At 72.9% G+C, this 20,731-nt stretch carries 20 protein-coding genes; 18 read left to right on the top strand and 2 right to left on the bottom strand.

From position 1 onward, the window contains the following. The first annotated feature begins 169 nt into the window (after positions 1 to 169). The 14 genes from P3T34_RS08095 to P3T34_RS08030 all read left to right on the top strand — a co-directional run bounded on the left by P3T34_RS08095 (position 170) and on the right by P3T34_RS08030 (position 13,248). On the top strand, positions 170 to 1,585 hold the full coding sequence (locus tag P3T34_RS08095; RefSeq protein ID WP_280665315.1) for a class I adenylate-forming enzyme family protein: 1,416 nt from the start codon (positions 170 to 172) through the stop codon (positions 1,583 to 1,585). 103 nt (positions 1,586 to 1,688) lie between these two features. Beyond that, a complete protein-coding gene (locus P3T34_RS08090) occupies positions 1,689 to 1,952 on the top strand; it encodes an acyl carrier protein (RefSeq protein ID WP_280665314.1) in 264 nt (87 codons plus the stop codon). A gap of 1 nt (position 1,953) precedes the next feature. Next, complete coding sequence (locus tag P3T34_RS08085; protein ID WP_280665313.1) at positions 1,954 to 2,202, top strand: acyl carrier protein; 249 nt, start codon at positions 1,954 to 1,956, stop codon at positions 2,200 to 2,202. After that, a complete protein-coding gene (locus P3T34_RS08080; protein ID WP_280665312.1) occupies positions 2,195 to 3,316 on the top strand; it encodes a beta-ketoacyl synthase N-terminal-like domain-containing protein in 1,122 nt (373 codons plus the stop codon). Before P3T34_RS08085 ends, P3T34_RS08080 begins: the two co-directional genes overlap by 8 nt. A 29-nt stretch (positions 3,317 to 3,345) precedes the next feature. Then, positions 3,346 to 3,927: a beta-ketoacyl synthase chain length factor gene (locus P3T34_RS08075; protein WP_280665311.1), complete on the top strand. Its 582-nt coding sequence runs from the start codon at positions 3,346 to 3,348 to the stop codon at positions 3,925 to 3,927. Next, positions 3,924 to 5,552 carry a class I adenylate-forming enzyme family protein gene (locus P3T34_RS08070; RefSeq protein ID WP_280665310.1) on the top strand — a complete coding sequence of 543 codons (1,629 nt, stop codon included), beginning with the start codon at positions 3,924 to 3,926 and terminating at the stop codon, positions 5,550 to 5,552. Before P3T34_RS08075 ends, P3T34_RS08070 begins: the two co-directional genes overlap by 4 nt. Continuing rightward, complete coding sequence (locus P3T34_RS08065; protein WP_280665309.1) at positions 5,549 to 6,844, top strand: beta-ketoacyl-[acyl-carrier-protein] synthase family protein; 1,296 nt, start codon at positions 5,549 to 5,551, stop codon at positions 6,842 to 6,844. Before P3T34_RS08070 ends, P3T34_RS08065 begins: the two co-directional genes overlap by 4 nt. A gap of 55 nt (positions 6,845 to 6,899) precedes the next feature. Continuing rightward, entirely contained in the window at positions 6,900 to 7,097 is a 198-nt protein-coding gene (locus tag P3T34_RS08060) for a hypothetical protein (RefSeq protein WP_280665308.1), read from the top strand. A gap of 1 nt (position 7,098) precedes the next feature. Then, positions 7,099 to 7,986, top strand: a complete 888-nt coding sequence (gene hppD, locus P3T34_RS08055) for a 4-hydroxyphenylpyruvate dioxygenase (protein ID WP_280665307.1) — start codon at positions 7,099 to 7,101, stop codon at positions 7,984 to 7,986. Positions 7,987 to 7,990: 4 nt separating this feature from the next. Further along, on the top strand, positions 7,991 to 8,902 hold the full coding sequence (locus P3T34_RS08050) for a phytanoyl-CoA dioxygenase family protein (protein WP_280665306.1): 912 nt from the start codon (positions 7,991 to 7,993) through the stop codon (positions 8,900 to 8,902). Next, entirely contained in the window at positions 8,899 to 9,867 is a 969-nt protein-coding gene (locus tag P3T34_RS08045; protein WP_280665305.1) for a thiamine pyrophosphate-dependent dehydrogenase E1 component subunit alpha, read from the top strand. The genes P3T34_RS08050 and P3T34_RS08045 overlap by 4 nt, the downstream gene beginning before the upstream one ends. Beyond that, a complete protein-coding gene (locus tag P3T34_RS08040) occupies positions 9,864 to 10,829 on the top strand; it encodes a transketolase C-terminal domain-containing protein (RefSeq protein WP_280665304.1) in 966 nt (321 codons plus the stop codon). The genes P3T34_RS08045 and P3T34_RS08040 overlap by 4 nt, the downstream gene beginning before the upstream one ends. Before the next feature lie 26 nt (positions 10,830 to 10,855). After that, positions 10,856 to 11,644, top strand: a complete 789-nt coding sequence (locus P3T34_RS08035) for a DUF3050 domain-containing protein (protein WP_280665303.1) — start codon at positions 10,856 to 10,858, stop codon at positions 11,642 to 11,644. Between the two features lie 26 nt (positions 11,645 to 11,670). Then, positions 11,671 to 13,248, top strand: a complete 1,578-nt coding sequence (locus tag P3T34_RS08030) for an AMP-binding protein (RefSeq protein WP_280665302.1) — start codon at positions 11,671 to 11,673, stop codon at positions 13,246 to 13,248. On the opposite strand, the gene P3T34_RS08025 is transcribed toward P3T34_RS08030, so the two are convergent. Next, the gene (locus P3T34_RS08025; RefSeq protein ID WP_280665301.1) at positions 13,226 to 14,053 is read right to left on the bottom strand and encodes an alpha/beta fold hydrolase; all 828 of its coding nucleotides are present in this window, start codon (positions 14,051 to 14,053) and stop codon (positions 13,226 to 13,228) included. The genes P3T34_RS08030 and P3T34_RS08025 overlap by 23 nt on opposite strands. A gap of 178 nt (positions 14,054 to 14,231) precedes the next feature. On the opposite strand from P3T34_RS08025, the gene P3T34_RS08020 reads away from it, so the two are divergent. Next, a complete protein-coding gene (locus P3T34_RS08020) occupies positions 14,232 to 15,461 on the top strand; it encodes a cytochrome P450 (protein WP_280665300.1) in 1,230 nt (409 codons plus the stop codon). 381 nt (positions 15,462 to 15,842) lie between these two features. On the opposite strand, the gene P3T34_RS08015 is transcribed toward P3T34_RS08020, so the two are convergent. Further along, positions 15,843 to 17,081, bottom strand: coding sequence for a cytochrome P450 (locus P3T34_RS08015; protein ID WP_280665299.1), 1,239 nt, complete (start codon positions 17,079 to 17,081; stop codon positions 15,843 to 15,845). Between the two features lie 213 nt (positions 17,082 to 17,294). On the opposite strand from P3T34_RS08015, the gene P3T34_RS08010 reads away from it, so the two are divergent. Genes P3T34_RS08010 through P3T34_RS08000 form a run of 3 tightly spaced genes read left to right on the top strand, consistent with a single transcriptional unit; the run spans position 17,295 to position 20,721 of the window. Next, positions 17,295 to 18,245: an alpha/beta hydrolase gene (locus P3T34_RS08010; protein ID WP_280665298.1), complete on the top strand. Its 951-nt coding sequence runs from the start codon at positions 17,295 to 17,297 to the stop codon at positions 18,243 to 18,245. Continuing rightward, complete coding sequence (locus tag P3T34_RS08005; protein WP_280665297.1) at positions 18,242 to 19,474, top strand: cytochrome P450; 1,233 nt, start codon at positions 18,242 to 18,244, stop codon at positions 19,472 to 19,474. Before P3T34_RS08010 ends, P3T34_RS08005 begins: the two co-directional genes overlap by 4 nt. Continuing rightward, on the top strand, positions 19,468 to 20,721 hold the full coding sequence (locus tag P3T34_RS08000) for an MFS transporter (RefSeq protein WP_280665296.1): 1,254 nt from the start codon (positions 19,468 to 19,470) through the stop codon (positions 20,719 to 20,721). The genes P3T34_RS08005 and P3T34_RS08000 overlap by 7 nt, the downstream gene beginning before the upstream one ends. Positions 20,722 to 20,731 lie beyond the last annotated feature (10 nt).

Raw genomic sequence — 20,731 nt, 5'->3', positions numbered from 1 at the left:
GCACCAGCCTCGTGGACCACTCGTCGAGGCCCTGTGCCCGCGCTCGACGAGAGCTCGCATCGTCATCACGAACAGCCTTGACCCGCCCTTGCGGGTGTGGGAATCTCACGGCGCGAGATGGCCATAACCGGCTTCGCACCTGCTGATCGCCCCCTATCCGGGAGACGCGATGTTAGGCACTGCCACCCCCCATCCACCGGGAACCCCGCCGCACGAGGACTGGGTCGACCACTACCTGCTTGCCGGTCCGGCCGACGAATCCTGTCTGCGGCTGGGCCGGACGGTGCACCGCGCAACCCTGCTCGATCTCGTCGACGAGCAGCAGAAACTCTTGTCCCAAGCGGGACTTCGGCGCGGCGGCACGGTGACGCTGTGCCTGCCGCCCTCGCTCGCCTATATCGCCGTCCTGCTCGCTGCCTGGCGCCTCGGTGCCCAAGTCAGCCTGCTGGACCACCGGTTGGCGCAGGCCGAGGTGGATCGTGCGCTGGACCGGCTCGCCCCGCAGGTCGTGGTGGTGGCGGACCGGGTCGGCGGCGCGGCACTGCGCGGCTACAGCGAGGTCACCGCGGTCGCCGCACCGCGACCGGGCGGCCGCCCGGCGGCCGGCGAGCACTGCCTGATCCAGTTGAGCTCCGGCTCGACCGGCCCCAGCAAGGTGATCGCCCGCACCCAGGGCGACCTGGTGCGCGAACTGGAGCGCTACGACCGGCTGGTGGACTATCCGGGCCGTGGCGGGCGGACGGTGCTGCTGGCCTCCGTCGTGCATGTGCTCGGCCTGGTCGGCGGGTTGCTGCAGAGCCTGCACTCCGGCGCCCGACTGGACTTCCCGGAGCGGCTGACCGGCGTCGGCATCCTGGACGCGGTGGCGGCCGACGAGCAGCCGGCCACCCTGCTAGGCGTCCCCTTCCATGCCGAACTGCTGGCCGCCCAGGGCGACTTGCGACGGGTCCCGCAGCTGAGCAGGATGATCGTCGCGGGTGAACTGACCCGGCCGGGCCTCCCGGAGGCCTTCACCGCCCGCTACGGCGTCCCGCTCGGCAGCATGTTCGGGATGACCGAGCTCGGCATGATCGCCACCGATCTGAGTGGCTCCCACTTCCCTGCCGTCGATCCCGCACACGGAATGGAACTGCGAATCCAGGACGGCGAGTTGCTGGTCTCGGCGGCCGCCTCGCCGTACCTTGGGGTGACCGATCCCGCCCGCTGGGCGGACGGCTGGCTGCACACCAGGGACGCCGCCGTCATCGACCCGGCCACCGGCCTGGTGACCCTGCTCGGCAGGCTGGACTCCCAGGTGTCGATCGGCGGTCTCAAGGTCGACCTGACCGAGGTCGAACGCACGGTGGCCGCGCTGCCCGGGGTGGCCGAGGCGGTGATCGTCCACGACGACGGCATCAGCGCCTACCTGGCGCTGGACGGCACCACCGTCGACGCCGTACAGGCCTGCCTGGTCAGGGAGTTGGCCTCCTACAAACGGCCCCGGCGGCTGTATGTGCTGCCCCGGCTGCCCCGCACCACCACCGGCAAGACACTGCGCGACCCGGCCGCCCTGCGCCGCGCCGCGGCCGAGCACCCGGCCGACTGAACCTGCTCCACCCGCCCCACCTGCCCGGACACTCCCACCGGTCGGTGACCCGGGCATCGCACGGCCGTTCACCCACCTACGACGCTACGACGAAGGAGCAGCCGTGAAAGAGGAGATCAGCACGTTCATCGTCCAGTCCCTGCGGGAGATGAACTACGACGTCGACGACGTCACCGACGAGACCGACCTCGGACCCGCAGGCCTCGACCTGGAGTCGCTCGCCCTGGCCGAGTTGACGGTCCAGTTGGAGGACGTCTACGGCATCAAGTTCAGCGACGAGGACATCGAGACGCTGGCGACGCTCAACCTCGGCGAGTTCGCCACCACCCTGGCCGGGCGGCTCGCCGTGTCCAGAGGCCAGAGCTGAGATGGGCCCCACATCGTCGCCCGGCCGCCAGGAGGTGCTCGCGATGCTGGCGACCTTCGGCAACCGGGAACCCCGACAGGTGGACGAGGTCGTCGGCTCCCTCGAACTCACCTGGCTGATCACCGAGGTGGAGCAGCGCTACGCCGTCACGCTCGAGCTGAGCGACGACGATCTCGACCGGATGGGTACCGTGACCGGCGCCACCGAGGTGCTGCGCGAGGCGCTCGCCGGCGGGGCCCGCCATGCATGACCCGAGCTCGCCGCGGCCGCCCGCCCGGGTCGTGGTGGTGACCGGCCTCGACGCGCTCAGCGCGCACGGCCGTGGCGCGGAGCCGGCGAGCCGTCGGATCACCGACGGCGAGGCGGCCTTCGACGAGGTACGGCGGTTCGCCACACAGGGCCGACGGGTGCACCGCGCCGCCCTGCTCCCGGACGCCGGGTCGCTGCTGGATGAACTCACCGGATCGGTCCGACGGGCTTGCGCACAGGCCGAGTTGGACGGCGGCGCACGGGCGGGCTGCCCGCTGCTGCTGGCTGTGCACAGCGACGAGCCCACCCCGCAGGGGCCGCTCTCGCGGGCCGTGGCGGCGAGCTGCGGGCTGCCCGCCGCCACCCGGCTCTACACCACGGCCTGCGTCGCGGGCAGCACGGCCGTTGCCGACGCCGCCGCGCTGATTGCGGCCGGGCGCCTGGAGCGCGTCGTGGTGGCCGCCGGGTATCTGGTGGAGCCGGTGCAGTACGCGCTGTTCGACGCCGGCCGGGCGCTGGCCCGCGACGGCGAGGTGCGCCCGTTCAGTCGGGACCGGCGCGGTGTGCTGCTCGGTGACGGCGTCGCGGCGGTGGTCCTGGAGGCCGAGCAGGCCGCCGCGGCCCGCGGCGTGCCGGCCCTGGCGGTGCTCGCGGGCTGGGGCCGGGCCGGGGACGCCCACCATGTGATCCGGCCGCGCCCGGACGGCGACGGGCTGGTCCGCGCGATCGGCTCCGCGCTGCGCCGGGCCGCGGTCGGCGCCGAGCAGGTCGGCTATGTGAACGCCAACGCCAACGGCACCGCGCTCGGCGACAGCGCCGAAGCCGCCGCCCTGCACCGGGTGTTCGGCGAGCGCGTCGCCGAGCTGCCGGTGAGCTCGACCAAGGGCGCGCACGGCCACGCGCTGGAGGGTTCGGCGCTGCTGGAGCTGGTGGTCACCGTCGGTGCGCTGCGCTCGGGCCGGCTGCCGGTGCAGGCCGGCTACCGCGAGGCCGACCCGCAGTGCCGACTCGACCTGGTGCTCGACCGGCCCCGGCCGAGCGCCGCGCGCTATGCGCTCAGCCTCAACTCGGCGTTCGGCGGCGCCAATACGGCGCTCCTGGTGGGTGCCGCATGAAGCCGGCAGCCGACTGTCGCGCTGATCTCGTGACTGAGGCCGGCGCCAAGGGCCTGGTCGTGCTGGTGAGCGCGCACTGGCCGACCGGCCCGCAGGACACCGTGACCCCCGTGCCCGGGTTCATCCTCTCCGGCTTCAGCCCGCTGGTCGCCGAGGTGGCCGACCGCTGCCTGCGCGAGCGGCCCGCCCGACGCCCCGAGCGCACCGGGGTGCTGCTGGCCAGCGTGCGCGGCGACACGGTGACGCCGGAGCTGGTCGCGGCCGCGCTGGCCGAGGGCCGCCCGGTCGCCCCGCTGCTCTTCTACCAGTCCAACCCCAATGCCGTGGCCGGGCATGTCGCCGCCCGCTGGGGGCTGTGCGGTCCGGTGGTGTGCACGGCTCCGCCCGGCGACGGGCCGCAGTCCGTCCTCGCGGACGCGCTGGGCTGCGCGGCCCTGCTGATCGCGGACGGCGACGCGGACGAGGTCCTGGTCGTGGTGGCCGACCAGGGCCGGGCGGCGGGGGACACCGACCATGCCGTCGCCCTGCTGGTGGGCCCAGCCGAACCAGGTATGACCGCGACCGCGCCCCGAAGACCGATGACCAGTGAAGGAAGGGACCAGCGCTCATGAGCGTCCGTCAGATCCGCGCCAGGCTCGCCGCCGATCCGGAGACCGGCGCCGGGAACGTGCTCCCCGCCCGGATGGCCCTCGGCGTCGGCCTGGACCAGCCGCTGCTGTCCTTCGACACCGAGATCGATGGCATGGCCGCCTGGGAGCCGCTCACCGTAAGGGAGTTGGACCGCCTGGTGCGGGCCCGAGCGGCCGCGCTGGCCGCCGCCGGGATCCGCCCGCGCGACCCGGTGGTGGTGCACGCCGACGCCGCCGCCGACACGGTGCTCGCCTTCCTCGCGCTGACCCGGCTCGGAGCGATCCCCGCGCTGCTCAACCCCCGGCTGGAGCCGGAGAAGGCGGCCCGCTACATCCGGAAGCTGACCGCGGTCGGCCTGCTGGCCGATGAGCGGCACCGCGCCGAACTCGCCGCCCAGGACACCGGCACACCGCTGCTGCCCGATATCGCCACCCTCGGCGCCGCCGACCCGGACGCCGCGCCGCCCGCCTACCGCCACGCTCCCGAGGACCCGGTGGCGATCACCCACTCCTCGGGCACCACCGGCCTGCCCAAGGCGGTGCTGCACTCGCACAGCAGCCTGTACGCGGCGATCCGCTACCGCCTCGCGCTGCCCCGCCCGCAGGGCTCGGACCGGATGCTCAGCGCGCTGCCCGCCGCGCACGCCGCCACCCTGATCGCCCTCAACCTGGCGCTCAGCTCGCAGGCCGAGATCGCCTTCCTGTCCGGCCAGACCGGCTCCGACGTGCTGGCCGCGATCGAACTCCAGCGCCCGCACGGGGTGTTCGGCTTCGCCGCGACCTGGTCGGACCTGGCCAGGCACGACCTGTCCGCGCGCGACCTCTCCTCGGTGGCGCTCTGGTGGAACACCGGGGACTGCGCCCATGAGACGCACATCCGCCACCTGATCGCCCAGGGCAGCCATGAGGCGATGGTGGGCCGCGAGCGCCGACGCGTGCCCGGTTCGGTCTTCGTGGACGGCCTGGGCTCCACCGAGATGGGCCACTCGCACTTCCACCTCACCCACACCTCGGACACCGACCGCTACGGGCGCTGCGTGGGCAAGCCGCACCCGTTTGTCGACTGCGCCGTCCTGGATCCTGCGGGCGAGCCACTGGAGCCGTACCAGGTAGGGGAGTTGGGTACCAGGTCGCCCACCCTGGCGGTGGGTTACTGGAACGACTCGGCGAGCACCTACCGCACCCGGGTGCGCGGCTACTTCCTCACCGGCGACCTGATGTACCGCGACGAGGAGGGCTACTACTACCACGTGGACCGCGCGGTGGACTCGGTCGACCTCGGCGGTGGCCGGCGCCTGCACACCGCGATGTCCGAGGAGCGGGTGCTGGTGGGCTGCCCGGACGTGCTGGACTGCACGGTGGTGGCGGTGCGCGACGGCGAGCGGGTGATCACCGACGTGCTGCTGCAACTCGCCGCCGGCGCCGACCGCGAGCGCGATCGCGGCAAGGAGGTACGGGCCGCACTGGAGGACGCGGTGGCCGCAACGGTGCGCCAGGTGATCGCGGTCGAGGACGCCGCCATCCCGCTCGGGCCCACCGGCAAGGTCCGCAAGGTGCTGCTGCGTGAACGCCACCTGGCGGCCCTCGCCGCCGAGGTCGCCCGGTGAGCGCCGCCGCCCGCCCCGGCGCGGTGGTCACCGGCATCGGCCTGGTGACGCCGCTGGGCCGCAAGCCGGCCGACTTCTACGAGGCGCTGCTGGCCGGCCGCTCCGGGCTGTGCCGCCCGCCGGAGGACCACGCGGTCGGCGGCTGGCTGGAGAGCGCCGGGATCGCCCCCTGGATCGACCCGCTGGAGGTGCTGCCGCGCACCGAGACCAAGGCGGCCGACCGCTTCGTGCTGCTCGCCCTCGCGGCGGCCGACGACGCGCTCGCCGACGCTGGCCTGGTGGTGGGCCGGGATGTGGACCCGCGCCGGGTCGCCGTGGTGGTCTCCACCGGCGGCGGCGGGCTGCAGACCTTCGAGCAGCACTCGCACCGGCGCCTGGAGCGCGGCCGCACCGGCGTCAGCCCGTATCTGCTGCCCGGCATGCTCTCCAATATGGGAGCCGCCCGGATCGCCATCAAGTACGGTATCCGAGGCTACAGTTCGGCCATCGTGACGGCCTGCTCGGCGGGTGCCCAGTCGATCGCCGAGGCGCTGCGGCTGATCCGGGGCGGCGAGGCCGATGTGGTGGTGTGCGGCGCGGCGGAGTCCTCGCTGCACCCGACGATCGCCGCCGCCTTCACCAACGCCCGTGCGCTGTCCAGCGGTTGGCAGGATCCGACGCAGGCCAGCCGGCCCTTCGACCGGCGTCGCAACGGCTTCGTGCTCGGCGAGGGCAGCGCGGTGCTGGTGGTGGAGCGCACCGAGCACGCGGACGCCCGTGGCGCCCGCGGTCATGCCGACCTGCTCGGCTGGGGCGCCTCCACCGACGCCCACCACCCGACCACCCCGCGCCCGGACGGCGAGGGCGCCGTCGACTCCATGCGGGCGGCGCTGGCCTCCGCCGGGCTCGCGCCGGCCGACGTCGACTACGTCAACGCCCATGGCACCGGGACCAGGTTGGGCGATCTGGCGGAGGCCACCGCGCTGCGCGCGGTCTTCGGCGAGCAGGGCCCGGCGGTCAGCTCCACCAAGGGCGCCACCGGGCATCTGCTGGGCGCCGGCGGGGCGGTGGAGGCGGTGGTCGCCGTCCTGGCGCTCTCGGCGGGGGTGGTGCCGCCCACGCTCAACCTGGACGAGCCGGACCCGGCCTGCGAGCTCGACCATGTCCGGGGCACGGCACGGCAGTTGCCCGTACGCGCGGTGCTCTCCAACTCCTTCGCCTTCGGCGGGCACAACGTCAGCCTGGTCTTCGCCGCCCCGAGCAGCAGGGCGGCACGGGACGCCGCCGTGGCCCAGGACCCCCGACTCCCATGACAGCGCACCGCCTGAGACAGCCGGCAGAGCCCCCGCAGAGGACGGTCAACGCAGCATGAGCATCCATCGGATCGACCATGTCGAGTTCCACGTGGCGAACGCCGTCGAGGCGGCCGGCGAGCTGGCCGCAGCCTTCGGATTCCGCACCGGGCGCTGTCCGGGAGCGGCCGCCCTCCCGGCCGGTCGGCAGGCGGTGCTGCTGCACCAGGGGGGACATCCGGCTGCTGTTCATGTCCGCCGAAAAGACCGGTGAGGTGAGTGAACCAGCCGACCCGGTGGCCGAGTTCGTCGCCCGGCACGGCGACGGCGTGGCAGCGATCGCGGTCGGCTGCGACGACGCGGCCGAGTCCTTCCGGACGGCCCTGGCGGCCGGAGCCGTCCCGCTGCGCGACCCGGTGGCCCACCAGGAGGACGGCGTCCGGGTGGTCACCGCGGCGGTGCGCGGCTTCGGCGACGTGGAGTTGAGATTCGTCGAACGCGCGGCCCCGCCGCCTCAGACCGAACCAGCCGGCCTGCTGGTCGAGTTGGACCACGTCGCGATCTGCGTACCGGCCGGTGAGCTGGCCGGCACGGCCCGCTTCATGGAGCAGGCGCTCGGCATGCGGCAGATCTTCACCGAGTACATCCAGGTCGGCGAGCAGGCGATGGACTCGATCGTCGTGCAGAGCCCGTCCGGCGGCGTCACCTTCACGCTGATCGAGCCGGACACCACCCGCGCGCCCGGCCAGATCGACGGTTTCCTGGAGAGCCACCAGGGCGCCGGGGTGCAGCATCTGGCCTTCCGCAGCGAGGACATCGCGCTCGCCGTGGAGACCTTCGAGAAGCAGGGCGTGCGCTTCCTCGACACCCCCGCCGGCTACTACGACCAGCTCCAGCAGCGGCTGGGCGACGGCGCCGTCCCGGTGATCGGTCTTGAGACGCTGCGCCGGCTGAACATCCTGGTCGACCAGGACCACGGCGGCCAGCTCTTCCAGATCTTCACCAGCTCGACCCACCCGCGGCGCACCCTCTTCCTGGAGGTCATCGACCGCCGCGGCGCGCTGACCTTCGGCAGCGCCAACATCAGGGCGCTCTACGAGGCCGTCGAGCGTACCGAGGACCGCTCCGACGCCGGCCAGGTCTCAACGGCAGGAGAAAGGTGAAATCGTGTCGCACCCTGGTGAGTTCACCCTGACCGAGGCGGAGCAGCAGTTGCTCCCCACACCGCAGGACGTCCGCTTCTACGCCGAACACGGCTGGTATCTCTCCCAGCGCCTGCTGAGCGACGAGGACCTGGCGATCCTGGAGTCGGCGAGCGAGCGCTTCTACGCCGGTGAGCGCGACCGCCAACTGCCGCTGCGGCCGCCGCGGTTGGCCGACTGGCAAGGCGCGGACGGCGACGTGCAGCGCCACAACGACTACATCCACTACCAGGACGAGGCGATCGCCCGGGTGCTCTGCCGGCCGCTGCTGGGCGCGGTCGCCGCCCGGCTCGCGCAGGCGCGGGAGATCCGGGTCTTCCAGTCCACCCTGATCCTCAAGCCGCCGCGCCCGCAGGAGCCCAGCAACCTGGTGCCCTGGCACTGCGACCGCCACTACTGGCAGACCTGCAGCTCGGAGCAGATGCTCACCGCGTTCGTGCCCTTCCACCGCTGCGACGAGGAGATGGGCACCATCACCATGGTGGACGGCAGCCACCTGTGGAAGGAGATCGCGGGTGACGACTCCACCCGCCACTTCGCCGACCGCGACCGCCGCGAGCTGGAGGAGATCCTCGCCGAGACCGCCCGCTTCAACGGCACCGAGGTGCGCAAGGTGCCGGTGGTGATCCCGGCGGGGCACGTGAGCTTCCACCACTGCCGCACCTACCACGGCAGCGGCGCCAACGTCTCCGCGCGCCCGCGCCGGGCGATCTCGCTGCACCTGCAGGACGGCGCCAACCAGTGGCGCCCGTACCGCAAGCCCGACGGCACCCAGGTCGTCTACAACCACGACGTCCTGGTGCGCCGGACCGAGGACGACCGGCCCGACTACGCCGACCCGGCGTGGTGCCCGACGCTCTGGCAGGACGCGCGGTGACCACACCCGAAGCTGCGCTGCACTACCGGGGCATGCGCCTGATCCGCTCCTTCGAGGAGCAGGCGCTGGCCCTGGTGAGGTCCGGCGAGATCGTCGGCGGCATCCACCCGTACATCGGGCAGGAGGCGGTCGCCGTCGGCGTCTGCGCCGCGCTGCGCGCCGACGACCAGCTGACCAGCACCCACCGCGGGCACGGCCATGTGCTGGCCAAGGGCGCCGATCCACGGCGGATGCTGGCCGAGTTGGCCGGCCGCGAGAGCGGCCTCAACAAGGGCCGCGGCGGCTCGATGCACGCCGCCGACCTCTCGCTCGGCATCCTGGGCGCCAACGGCATCGTCGGCGCCGGCGCGCCGATCGCGGCCGGCGCCGCCTGGGCGGCGCTGCGGCAGGGCTCCGACCGGGTGGTGGCGACCTTCTTCGGCGATGGCGCACTCAACCAGGGCGTGCTGCTCGAGGCGATGAACCTGGCCGCGCTGTGGCGGCTGCCGGTGCTCTTCGTCTGCGAGAACAACGGCTACGCCACCACGCTGGCGGTGCGCGACGGCGTCGCGGGATCGGCGCTGGGCCGCGCCGCCGCCTTCGGCATCCCCGCCCAGGAGGTGGACGGCATGGACGTCGCGGCCGTGCGCGCCGCCGCCGAGCAGGCGGTGGTCCGCGCGCGCTCCGGCGCCGGGCCGTCCTTCCTGGAGTGCCGGACGTACCGCTTCGAGGGACACCACACCATGGAGCGCCGGGTCAGGGTCAACTACCGCACAGCGGAGGAGATCGACTCCTGGCGGCAGCGCGATCCACTGGAGCTCTGCGGCCTGGATCCCGTGCAGCGCGCGGAAGTCGACCAGGAGATCGCCCAACTGATCGCCGAGGCGGTGCGGTTCGCGCTCGCCGGGGCGCACCCCGACCCGGCCGGCGCGCTCGACCACCTCTACGCCGACGGGCTGCGGCCCAGGGCAGGAGCCCCGCGGTGACCAAGCTCTCCTATGCCAAGGCTCTGAACCGGGCGCTCGCCGACGAGTTGGCCCGCGACCCGGCGGTCTGCGTGTTCGGCGAGGACGTCGGCGCGGGCCTGTCCGGCCTCACCCCCGGCCTGCAGGCCCGATTCGGCGCCGACCGCGTGGTGGACACCCCACTCTCCGAGCAGGCGTTCACCTCGCTGGCGCTGGGCGCGGCGCTGACCGGGATGCGACCGGTGGTGGAGTTCCAGATCCCCTCGCTGCTCTTCCTGGTCTTCGAGCAGATCGCCAACCAGGCACACAAGATCTCACTGATGACGGGTGGTCAGATCGCTGCCCCGGTCACCTATGTGGTGCCGGGCTCGGGCTCGCGCGACGGCTGGGCGGGCCAGCACTCCGACCACCCGTACAGCCTCTTCGCCCACGTCGGGGTCAAGACCCTGCTCCCGGCCACGCCCACCGACGCCTACGGCCTGCTGGTCTCGGCGATCCGCGACCCGGACCCGGTGGTGCTGTTCGCCCCGGCGGGCGCGCTGGGCGTGCGCGAGGACGTCACCACCGAGCTGGCGCCGGTGCCGATCGGCTCGGCCCGGATCCACCGCCCGGGCGAGGACGTCACGGTGGTCGCCGCGGGGCACCTGGTGCACGACGCGCTGGCGGTGGCCGAGGAGTTGGCGGGTGAGATCTCGGTGGAGGTCTTCGACCCGCGCTCCCTCTACCCCTTCGACTGGCCGGCGCTGGCCGCCTCGCTGGCCCGCACCGGACGGCTGGTGGTCATCGACGACTCCAACCGGATGTGCGGCCTGGGCGCCGAGGTGATCGCCACCGTCGCCGAGCAGGGCCACCGGCTGCGCGCCCTGCCGCGCCGGATCACCCGCCCGGACGGCGCCGTCCTCCCGTTCGCCCTCGGCCTGGACCGCGCCGTGCAGCCCGGCCGGGCGCAACTGCGGGACGCCGTACGCGCCGTCCTGTCCTGAACTCCCCATCCGGCAAGGAGAATTCGATGAGCACCAACCGCTACCACTGGGACCGTCAGCACCCCGGACTCGCCGCGCTGCAGCAGGCCATCGACCCGGCCCGCCGTGCCGTCCTCAGCCACCCGATGTACCGGCGGCTGGACAGCCTGGAGGCCGTCCGCGGCTTCCAGCAGACCCACGTCTTCGCGGTCTGGGACTTCATGTCGCTGCTCAAGAGCCTGCAGCGCAGCCTCACCTGCATCTCGCTGCCCTGGGTGCCGAGCGGCCCGACCGCCAGCCGCCGGCTGATCAACGACATCGTGCTGGTGGAGGAGAGCGACGAGTTCGGTGAGGGCTTCATCAGCCACTTCGAGCTCTACCTCGCCGGCATGACGCAGTCCGGGGCGGACACCGCGCCGATCCTCGCCTTCGTGGAGCAGCTGCGCGAGGGCAGGGCGGTGACCGAGGCGCTCAAGCTCGCCGCCGCTCCGCAGGCCGCCGCCGACTTCGTGGCCGTCACCTGGGACATCATCGAGAGCGCCCCGGTGCACTGCCAGGCCGCCGCCTTCGCCTTCGGCCGCGAGGACCTGATCCCGGAGATGTTCCAGCAGGTCATCGGGATCGAGGACGCCCAGGGGCAGTTGGGCAGCTTCAAGGACTACCTGGCCCGGCACATCGAGGTGGACGGCGAGCAGCACACCCCGATGGCGATGCAGATGCTGATCGACCTGTGCGGTGACGACGACGCCAAGTGGTCGGCCTGCGCCGCCACCGTGCGCACCGCGCTGGAGGCCCGGCTCGCCCTGTGGACCGCCATCCACGACTCCATCGCCTGACTCAACTCGCTACAAGGAGTGGCCTGATGACCGTCAACTACGTCGAGCAGACCCTGGAGCTCTTCGCCGCCTGCGGGGAGAAGGAGGCGGTGGTCTGCGGCGAGCGCAGGCTCAGCTACACCGAACTGCGCAGGCTGGTACTGGATCTGGCGTCCGCGCTGCGCCGGCACGGGGTGCGCCCCGGTGCGGGCGTCGCCATGCTGGTGAAGAACCGCCCCGAGTCGATCGCGGTGCAGCTCGCGCTGCACCTGCTGGGCTGCCGCACGGTGTGGATCGCGGGCTACGCGCCCTACCGCGAGCGGGTGGAGTTCATCGAGCTGGCCAAGGTCGAGGTGCTGATCTACGACCCGGAGCGCAGCGGGCGGCTCACCGAGGAACTCACCCGGCGCGAGGAGCCGTTGCAGATCCTCTGCCTCGGCCAGGGCGGGGAGGGCCCCGACCTGCTGGAGCCCGCCCCGCAGGACGAGCCGGAGTTCGTCCGCGCGGCCGACACCCCGGAGCCGTCCTCGCTCTTCTACACCGGCGGCACCAGCGGACAGCCCAAGCTGGTCCACCACGAGCACCGCTTCTTCCTGGCATTGTCGGCCGCCGCCGCGTACTACCGCTCGATCGGCGAGCTGGGCATGCGCCACCTGTCCACCACCGGGTTCGTCCACGTCAGCGGCCAGATGCCGGTGCTGCTGACGCTCTCCGAGGACGGCACGGTCTTCCTGGCCGAGGGCGTGGACCTGGCGTCGTTCCTGGAGACCATCGAGCGCGAGCGGCTCACCAGCGTCTTCATCTCGCCGGCCCGGCTCTCCGAGCTGCTGGACAGCCCGCTGCTGGACGGCGCCGACCTCAGCAGCCTGCGGTACCTCAACTGCGGCGGCGGCCCGATCTCGCCCACCCGGCTCGCTCAGGCGATCGAGCGGCTCGGGCCGGTGATGCGCCCGGTGTACGGGCTGAGCGAGCTGCCGCTGGTCGCCGACCAGCCGTTCATGGCCGCCGACCCGCAGCACCCGCAGCGGCTGGCCTCGGCCGGCAAGCCGTTCGCGGACACCCGGATCGAGATCCGCGGCGAGAAGGACGAGGTGCTCGCCACCGGCGAGGTCGGCGAGGTCTGCGTGGCGGGCTCGCTGGTGATGTCGGGCTACTGGAACCAGCCCGAGTTCACCGCGGAGACCATCACCGGCGGCTTCCTGCACACCGGCGACCTCGGCTACCTGGACGAGGACGGCTACCTCTACCTGGTGGACCGCAAGAAGGACATGGTGGTCACCAGCGTGGGTGCGGCGAACGTCTACACCCGGCCGATCGAGAACGTGCTGACCGCCCACCCGCAGGTCCGCGAGGCGGCGGTGATCGGGGTGCCGGACCCGGGCTGGGGCGAGGTGGTGCACGCCTACGTGGTGACCGTCCCGGGCGCCACCGTCACCGTCGACGAGCTGCGCGAACTGGTCGACCAGGAGCTGAGCGAGCTGCACGCGCCGCGCGGCATCGATTTCGTCGAGTCGCTGCCCCGCACACCGCTGGACAAGGTCGACAAGCTGACGCTGCGGGCCCGGCACTACGACGTGGACCGCGACCCGCAGCGTCGCACGATTACCGACCTGGCACCCCAGTGACCAGCCTGGCCGCCACCAGCGGGCCGATCTCGGCGGCCGGGCCCCGGCGCATCATCAACCGGTGCTCGGTGTCGATCTCGTGACGCTCGATCCGGCCGGTGGTGTAAGGCTGCCAGGCGTCGGCCGAGTTGAGCGGGGCGGTGCGCTCCAGCGCCGCCTTGACGAAGAGCAGGTCACCCCGGAACAGCTCCGGGGTGAACCGCCGGCGCAGCCGCACGTTGTGCAGGAAGACCTGCAGCAGGGCCGCCAGCCGTTCGTCCGGCAGGCTGTCCAGCAGGTGTCCGCGGCCCAGCAGTACGGCCCGGGCGCGCTCCTCGTCCAGCGGGCGGCCGTCGGGGGCGACCAGCCGCTGCGGGTCGCACCCGGCGTTCTCCAGCAGGGTCGTCAGGTACTCGTGGTCGGTGGGCTCCTGCGCCGGGTCGGCCGGGTCGTAGGGGTAGCAGTCGAGCAGGGCGAGCAGCGCGATCCGCTCGCCCTGCGCCTGCAGCCGCCCCGCCATGGTGTGCGCGACGATCCCGCCGAAGGACCAGCCCAACAGGGCGTACGGGCCGTGCGGTTGGACGGCCCGGACCAGATCGAGGAACCGTTCGGCGATCCGCTCCACGGACTCCGGCAGCAGGCCGGGGTCGGCCAGGCCCTCGGCCTGCAGGGCCAGCACCCGCTGCCCGGGCGCCAGGTGCGGGGCAAGCGCCGCGTACTCCCAGGCGATTCCGGCAGCGGGGTGGACACAGAACAGCGGGTCCCCGGAGCCGGGCGAGATCTCGACCAGCGGTTGGAATCCGGGATGGGCCGGCACATTCACCATCAGAACACTCCCTGAACGAGCTGAACGGAACGAGCTGAATCATCGCTTACTCTCCGAGGAGAATGCACCCGAACTCCCGGATGCACAAGGCAGCCGCTCGCGCCCGGATATGTTCCGGATCGCGCTGGCGGCCATTCCCGGTTTTCCCTGAAACGCCGATCCGAATACCAGGTCCACAATGATTCCAGAACCGGTGGAGACGATGGCCGATCTTGAGCCCGATGCTTTTCCCTTCCCGCTGCACCCGGACGAGTTCGGCACCTCCTCGCGCCAGCACCGGCGCCGCCGCGAGGAGTGCCCGCTCGGGGAGGTCACCCTGCCGAGCGGGGACCACGCGCACCTGGTGGTCGCGTACGAGGACGTCGCCCGGGTGCTGCGGGACCGCCGCTTCAGCCGCAACCTGCGCTACCCGGGGGCGCCGCGGATGGTCAGCGAGGCCGACATGTCCGACCACCCGGACGCGATCATCAACCATGACCCGCCGGAGCACGGCCGCTTCCGCCAGGTGATCCAGGGCGCCTTCAGCCCCAGCCAGGAGGCCGTCTGGCGCCCGGTGGTCCAGCGGATCGTGGACGGCCTGCTGGACGCGATCGCCGCCGCCGGGCCGCCCGCCGACCTGGTGGCGGACTTCGCGGCGGTGCTGCCGATCTCGGTGATGTGCGCGCTGATGGGCGTGCCGGCCGAGGACCACCGGCTGTTCCACGACTGGACGGGCGTCTTCTTCGCCACCGACCCGGCCGGCACCGAGGAGCGGCTGCGGGCCAACCGGGAGTTCCTCGGCTATGTCCGGGGCTTCCTGGCCGAGCGGCGCCGCAAGCCCGGCGAGGACCTGGTCGACCTGCTGGTGGCCGCCTGCGACGAGGAGGACCGGCTCTCCGAGGCGGAGCTGATCCAGCTGATCACGGCGCTGCTGATCGGCGGCCACGAGAACACCGCGGCCACCCTGGCCCGGGGCGTCTTCACGCTGCTGCGCTTCCCCGAGCAGTTCGCCGCACTGCGCGCGGACCCGCTGCTGATCGGCCCCGCGGTCGAGGAGGTGCTGCGCTTCGACGTGCCCAGCGAGGGCGCCTTCCTGCGGGTCAGCACCGAGCGGACGGCGCTGTCGGCCGGGAGCGTCGAGGCCGGTCGGGCCGTCCAGGTGTCGATCCCGGGGGCCAACCGGGACCCGCGGCACTTCCCCGATCCCGAGCGCTTCGACCTGCGGCGCTCGCCCAATCCGCACCTCACCTTCGGCCTGGGCGCGCACTTCTGCCCCGGCGCGCCGCTGGCCCGGCTGGAGCTGTCGATCGCGCTGCGCGGCCTGGTGGACCGCTTCCCGGGGCTGCGCCTCGCCATCGCGCCCGAGGACGCCCGGTACGCGCAGGGCGCCCTGATCCACCCGCTGCTGGCGCTCCCGGTGGCCTGGTGACGGGCGCCCGCCCCGGCTCGTGATCGGGCCGGTGAACGGGCGGGTGAACGGCTCGGGCCGGCGGGAGCCGAATCGTCGATTCGGTCCCGCCGGCCCGGCCGAGAGTCCCCGCAGAGCTCCGCACAGCAGCCCAGGGAACTCTTGGGAGGAATTAGTCGCGCTCGGTGACCTCGGCGACGAAGTCCTCGGCCACCTCGGCCACGAAGTCCTCGACGACGTTGCTGCTCTCGGCAACACGCATAGCATGCCTCCATTCGTTGGAACTCTGACAGGGATTTCCGTGGAGCGATTTCAAGGTAGCCGCGAATGGCCGCGCTGCCAAGATGGATGAATCGGACATCGTCATCGGCACAGGCTTGATCGAATGCAGCGGAGGGCTTTTCAGTGCAGCGCCACCGGAAATTGTGCGAAGCCGCGCAGCACCATGCCGCGGCGCACCGGTTCGCCGGCCGGCCGCAGGTGCGGGAACCGGTTCAGCAGCGCCGGGAAGAAGGCCGCCGACTCGATCCGGGCCAGCGGCGCGCCCAGGCAGAAGTGCATCCCGCCGCCGAAGGAGACCGCCGCCGTCCCCGGCCGGGTGATGTCGAAGCGGTCGGGCTCGGGGAACCGCTGCGGGTCCCGGTTGGCGGCTCCCAGCAGCCCGATCACCAGCGTGCCGGCGGCCACCTCGGTGTCCCGGATCGCCAGGTCCCGCCCGGCCACCCGGGCCAGGATCTGGATCGGGGCGTCGTAGCGCAGCGCCTCCTCCACCGCGCCGGGCGCCAACTGCGGTTCGGCGCGCAGCAGGGCGGCCTGCCCGGGGTGGGCCAGGAACGCGGCGGTCCCGTTGACCAGGTGGTTCACCATGGTGTCGACGCCCGCCATGAAGAGCAGCAGCAGGGTCTGCAGCAGCTCGGCCTCGCTGAGCCCGCCGCCCTCCTGCCTACCGCTGTCGTCCCGCACCGCGACCAGCGCCGAGGCGAGGTCCTCGGTGGGCGCCTTGCGGCGGTCGGCGACCAGCGCCGCGAAGTAGTCCATCAGCGTCTCGGCGCCGCGGTCGGCGGCCGCCAACGCGGCTTCGTCCACGGCCAGTTCGACCACCTGCATCATCGCGGACATGGACTGCTGGAGCAGTCCCCAGTCCTGCTCGGGCACGCCGACCAGGGTCCCGATCACCGCGACCGGCAGCGAGCGGGAGAGCAGCGCGTGCAGGTCGAGGGTGCCGCCGTCGGCGCCGGCGTCGGCCAGCTCGTCCAGGGTGGCGTCCGCCAGGCGCACCACCTCCTCGCGCAGCGCGGCCATCCGCCGGGCGGTGAACGCCCCGCTGACCAGCCGGCGCAGCCGGGTGTGGTCGGGCGGGTCGCGGAAGAGCATCGCCTCGATGGTGGCCACCTTGCCGGGCCGCTCGCGCCAGCCGGGGGAGACCCGGTCCATCCAGTCCGGCCCCTGGGCCCGGAAGTCGGGGCTGCGCACCAGCTCCACGCAGTCCTGGTGGCCGGTCAGGAAGATCTGCCCGCGCCGGCTGCGGCAGACCGGCGCCAGCGCGCGCAGTCGGGCGTAGACCGGGTAGGGGTCGGCCTGGCCCTGCGGGGTGGCCAGCCGTGCCAGCAGTTCCTCGGTGGCGCTGTCGTCCTCGCCCATCGGTCAGCCTCCTCGATGTGGGGTTCCCGTGATCGCGCAGGGGTCATTCTGCGGCGGTGGGGCCGGTCGCGTCGAGAGCTGACGATTGATCAATTAAGCCCGGACCGTTGCCTCCGCGTCCATGGTCACCGTAGTGTCCTGGCAGCGGACGGCGCGCGGCAACGATCACTTGCCATACCCCAACTCACCACGCGTACCTCATGGGAGAGCCCGATGCCACTCGATCCACAGGTCCAGGCCCTGCGCGAGCGCCGCGCCGCGGCGGCGACTCCTCCACTGTACGAACTCACCGTCGAGAGCGCCCGCGCCGCCGACCTCGCCGACATCCGCGCCGCCGCCGGAGACCCGGAACCGGTCGCCCAGATCAGCGAGTTGAGGATCCCCGGCCCCGGCGGCGAACTCGACCTGCGGGTCTACCGGCCGGCCGGCGAGGGGCCGCGCCCGGCGCTGCTCTACTTCTTCGGCGGCGGCTGGACGCTGGGCAGCATCGACACCAGCGACGCCATCTGCCGCAGCCTGACCAACGCGGTCGGCTGCACCACCCTGACGGTCGGCTACCGGCTGGCCCCCGAACACCCCTTCCCGGCCGCCGTGCAGGACTGCTGGGCCACCGTGCGCTGGGTGGTCGAGCACGCCGCGAGCCTGGGCATCGACCCGGCCCGGCTGGCCGTCGGCGGCGACAGCGCCGGCGGCAACCTCGCCGCCGCCGTCACGCTGCTCGCCAAGGAGCACGAAGGCCCGGCGCTCGCCCACCAGTTGCTGGTGTATCCCGTCACCGAGCACCTCTGCGACACCCCCTCGCGGCGCGAGAACATCGACCCGCTGCTCTTCAACCGCTACTCGATGGACTGGTACTGGGGCCACTACCTGGCCCGCCCCGAGGACGGCCGCAACCCGCTGGCCTCCCCGCTGCGCGCCGACGACCTCGGCGGACTGCCCGAAGCCACCGTCATCACTGCCGAGTTCGACCCGCTGCGGGACGAGGGCGAGCAGTACGCCGAGCGGCTGCGGGAGTCCGGCGTCGCGGTGGAGGCCACCCGCTACGACGGCATGGCGCACGGCTTCTTCGCGATGTCCGGCGTGCTGGACGGCGGGCGCACGGCGCTCGACCACGCGGCCCGCCGACTGCGGGAAGCCTTCGGTGAAAAGGAGCAGAACCGGTGACCGCGCTCGCCGACGCGCTGGCCGCGCTGAGCACTCCCGAGGGCATCGCCCAGCCGTACCCGCACTACGCGCGGCTGCGCGAGCTCTCCCCGGTGCACCCCACCCCCAGCGGCGTCCTGCTGACCCGCTACGAGGACTGCGTCGCCGTCACCCGCGACCCCGGCTACCACGCGCAGAACGCCGCCTGGATGGACCAGCGCCGACCCGACTGGCGCGAGCACCCCGGGCTGCGGGCCACCACCGAGTCGTTCCTCTTCCTGGACCCGCCGGACCACACCCGGCTGCGCCGCCTGGTCGCCGGCGCCTTCACCCAGCGCCGCGCCGCCGCGCTGCGCACGTACGTCGGCGCGCTCACCGAACGGGTCCTGGACACCATCGCCGCGCAGGGCAAGGACGGCGCCGTCGTCGACCTGCACGAGGTGCTCGCCGCCGGCCTGCCGATCGCGGTGATCGGCAAGGTGCTCGGCGTGCCCGAGGAGGACCAACCCGCCCTGCGCGAGCCCCTGGAGGGCCTGCGGCTCGCGGTGGACGGCGGCGGCAAGGACGCCCACCTGGACGTCATAGACCGCGCCGGAGCAGCCCTGACCGGCTACTTCGGCGAGCTCGCCGCCCGCCGCCGCGCCGACCCGCGCGACGACGTCACCTCCGCCCTGGTCGCCGCCATGGACCCGGGCGCGGACGAACGCCCGCTCACCCAGGACGAGTTGGAGCAGACCCTCACCCTGGTCTTCAGCGCCGCGATCGAGAGCATGGTCGACATGCTGCTCAACGGCGTCGCCGCCCTGCTGGCGCACCCGGAGCAACTGGCGCTGCTGCGCGCCGATCCGGGCCTGATCGGCGGCGCGGTGGAGGAGATGCTGCGCTACGACACACCCGTGCAGGCGATGGCCCGGGTGGCCGGCGAGGACCAGGTGATCGGCGGGGTGCCGCTGCCGGCCGGCCGGCAGGCGGTGCTGATGCTGGGCGCCGCCAACCGCGACCCGGCCGCCTTCCCCGACCCGGACGTCTTCGACATCACCCGCACCGGCGCTTCGGTGCTCTCCTTCGGCGGCGGGGTGCACCACTGCCTGGGCGCGCCGCTGGCCCGGATGCAGGCGGTGGTCTTCTTCCCCGCGTTGCTCGCCCGCTTCCCGCAACTCGCCGCCGCCGGAGCCCCGGTGCGGCGCGGCACGGTGCTGCGCGGCTTCTCCGACTTCCCGGTCACCGTCTCCCCGGCCACCGTGTGCTGAAGCCGACCGCGGACCCGACGACCGAGCAACCACTGCACCGCAACCGCGACTTCAACCTGCTCTGGAGCGGGCAGGCGGTGTCCGCGCTGGGCACCCAGGTGTCCGGCATCTGCTACCCGCTGCTGGTCCTGAGCACCACAGGCTCGGCGGCCAAGGCCGGCCTGGTCGGCGGCGCCACGCTGGTCGGCAGCCTGCTGATGCTGCTGCCCGCCGGGGTGGTGGCCGACCACTACCCTCGCAAGCGGATCATGCTGATCACCTCGGCGCTGCAACTGCTCGCCGTGGCCAGCGTGGTGCCCGCCGTGCTGGCACACCGTATCTGGCTGCCGCACCTGATGGTGGTCGGCATGCTGCAGGGGTGCTCCTCGGCTTTCTTCATGGGGGCCGCGCGCGGCGCGGTGCGCCGGGTGGTGCCCTCGGGCCAACTGCCCGCCGCGATGGCGCTCACCCAGGCCCGCGGCCAGGCCGCCGCGATGATCGGGCCACCGGTCGGCGGCGCGCTCTTCGGCGTGGCGCAGTCCCTCCCGTTCGCCCTGGACGCGCTCTCCTTCGGGGCGATCACCATCACCTCCGCCCTGGTCCGCGGCTCGCTCGACCCCGAGCGCCGACCATCCGACCAGCCGAGCGAGCCGCGCGAACCGTTGCGCCGGATGGTCACCGCCGGCACCCGCTACGTCCTGGCCAACCCCTACCTGCGGATGTACGCACTCTGGGGCGCGGCAGTGAACGCGGTCGCCGCCGGGATGCTGCTGATGGTGATCGTGCTGGCCCGCAGCCGGGGCGCCGACCCGACCGAGGTCGGCGCGATGGTGTCGGTCAACGCCCTGTGCGGGCTGGGCGGTTCACTGCTCGGCCCGCGGCTGGCCGGACTGCTCGGCGGGCGCGCCTGGGTGCTGATCACCTCCTGGCTGCTGCCGGTCTGCGCGGTGGGGATCGCCTTCGCCCCCTGGATCTGGCTGATGGCGGTGCTGGGGGCGGTCAGTACCTTCACCGTGATGCCGGCGGTGATCGTCTTCCAGGTCCGGGCCACCAGGATCACCCCCGACGACCTTCAGGCGCAGACCGGCAATGCCACACAGCTCTTCGGCTCCAGCCTCAGCTGGCTGGCCCCCTCGCTCTTCGGCCTGCTCGCCGACTCCGCCGGCGCGCGCACCGCGATCCTGCTGGCGGGCGCGCTGTACGCGGCCACCGCGGTGTGGCTCCAACGCGACCGCGCTCTGCGCACTTTGGACCAGGAGCCCGCATAACGGACAACGG

The sequence above is a fragment of the Kitasatospora sp. MAP12-44 genome, assembly GCF_029892095.1.
Lineage (GTDB): Bacteria > Actinomycetota > Actinomycetes > Streptomycetales > Streptomycetaceae > Kitasatospora.
This window is presented reverse-complemented; position numbering and strand designations above follow the sequence as displayed.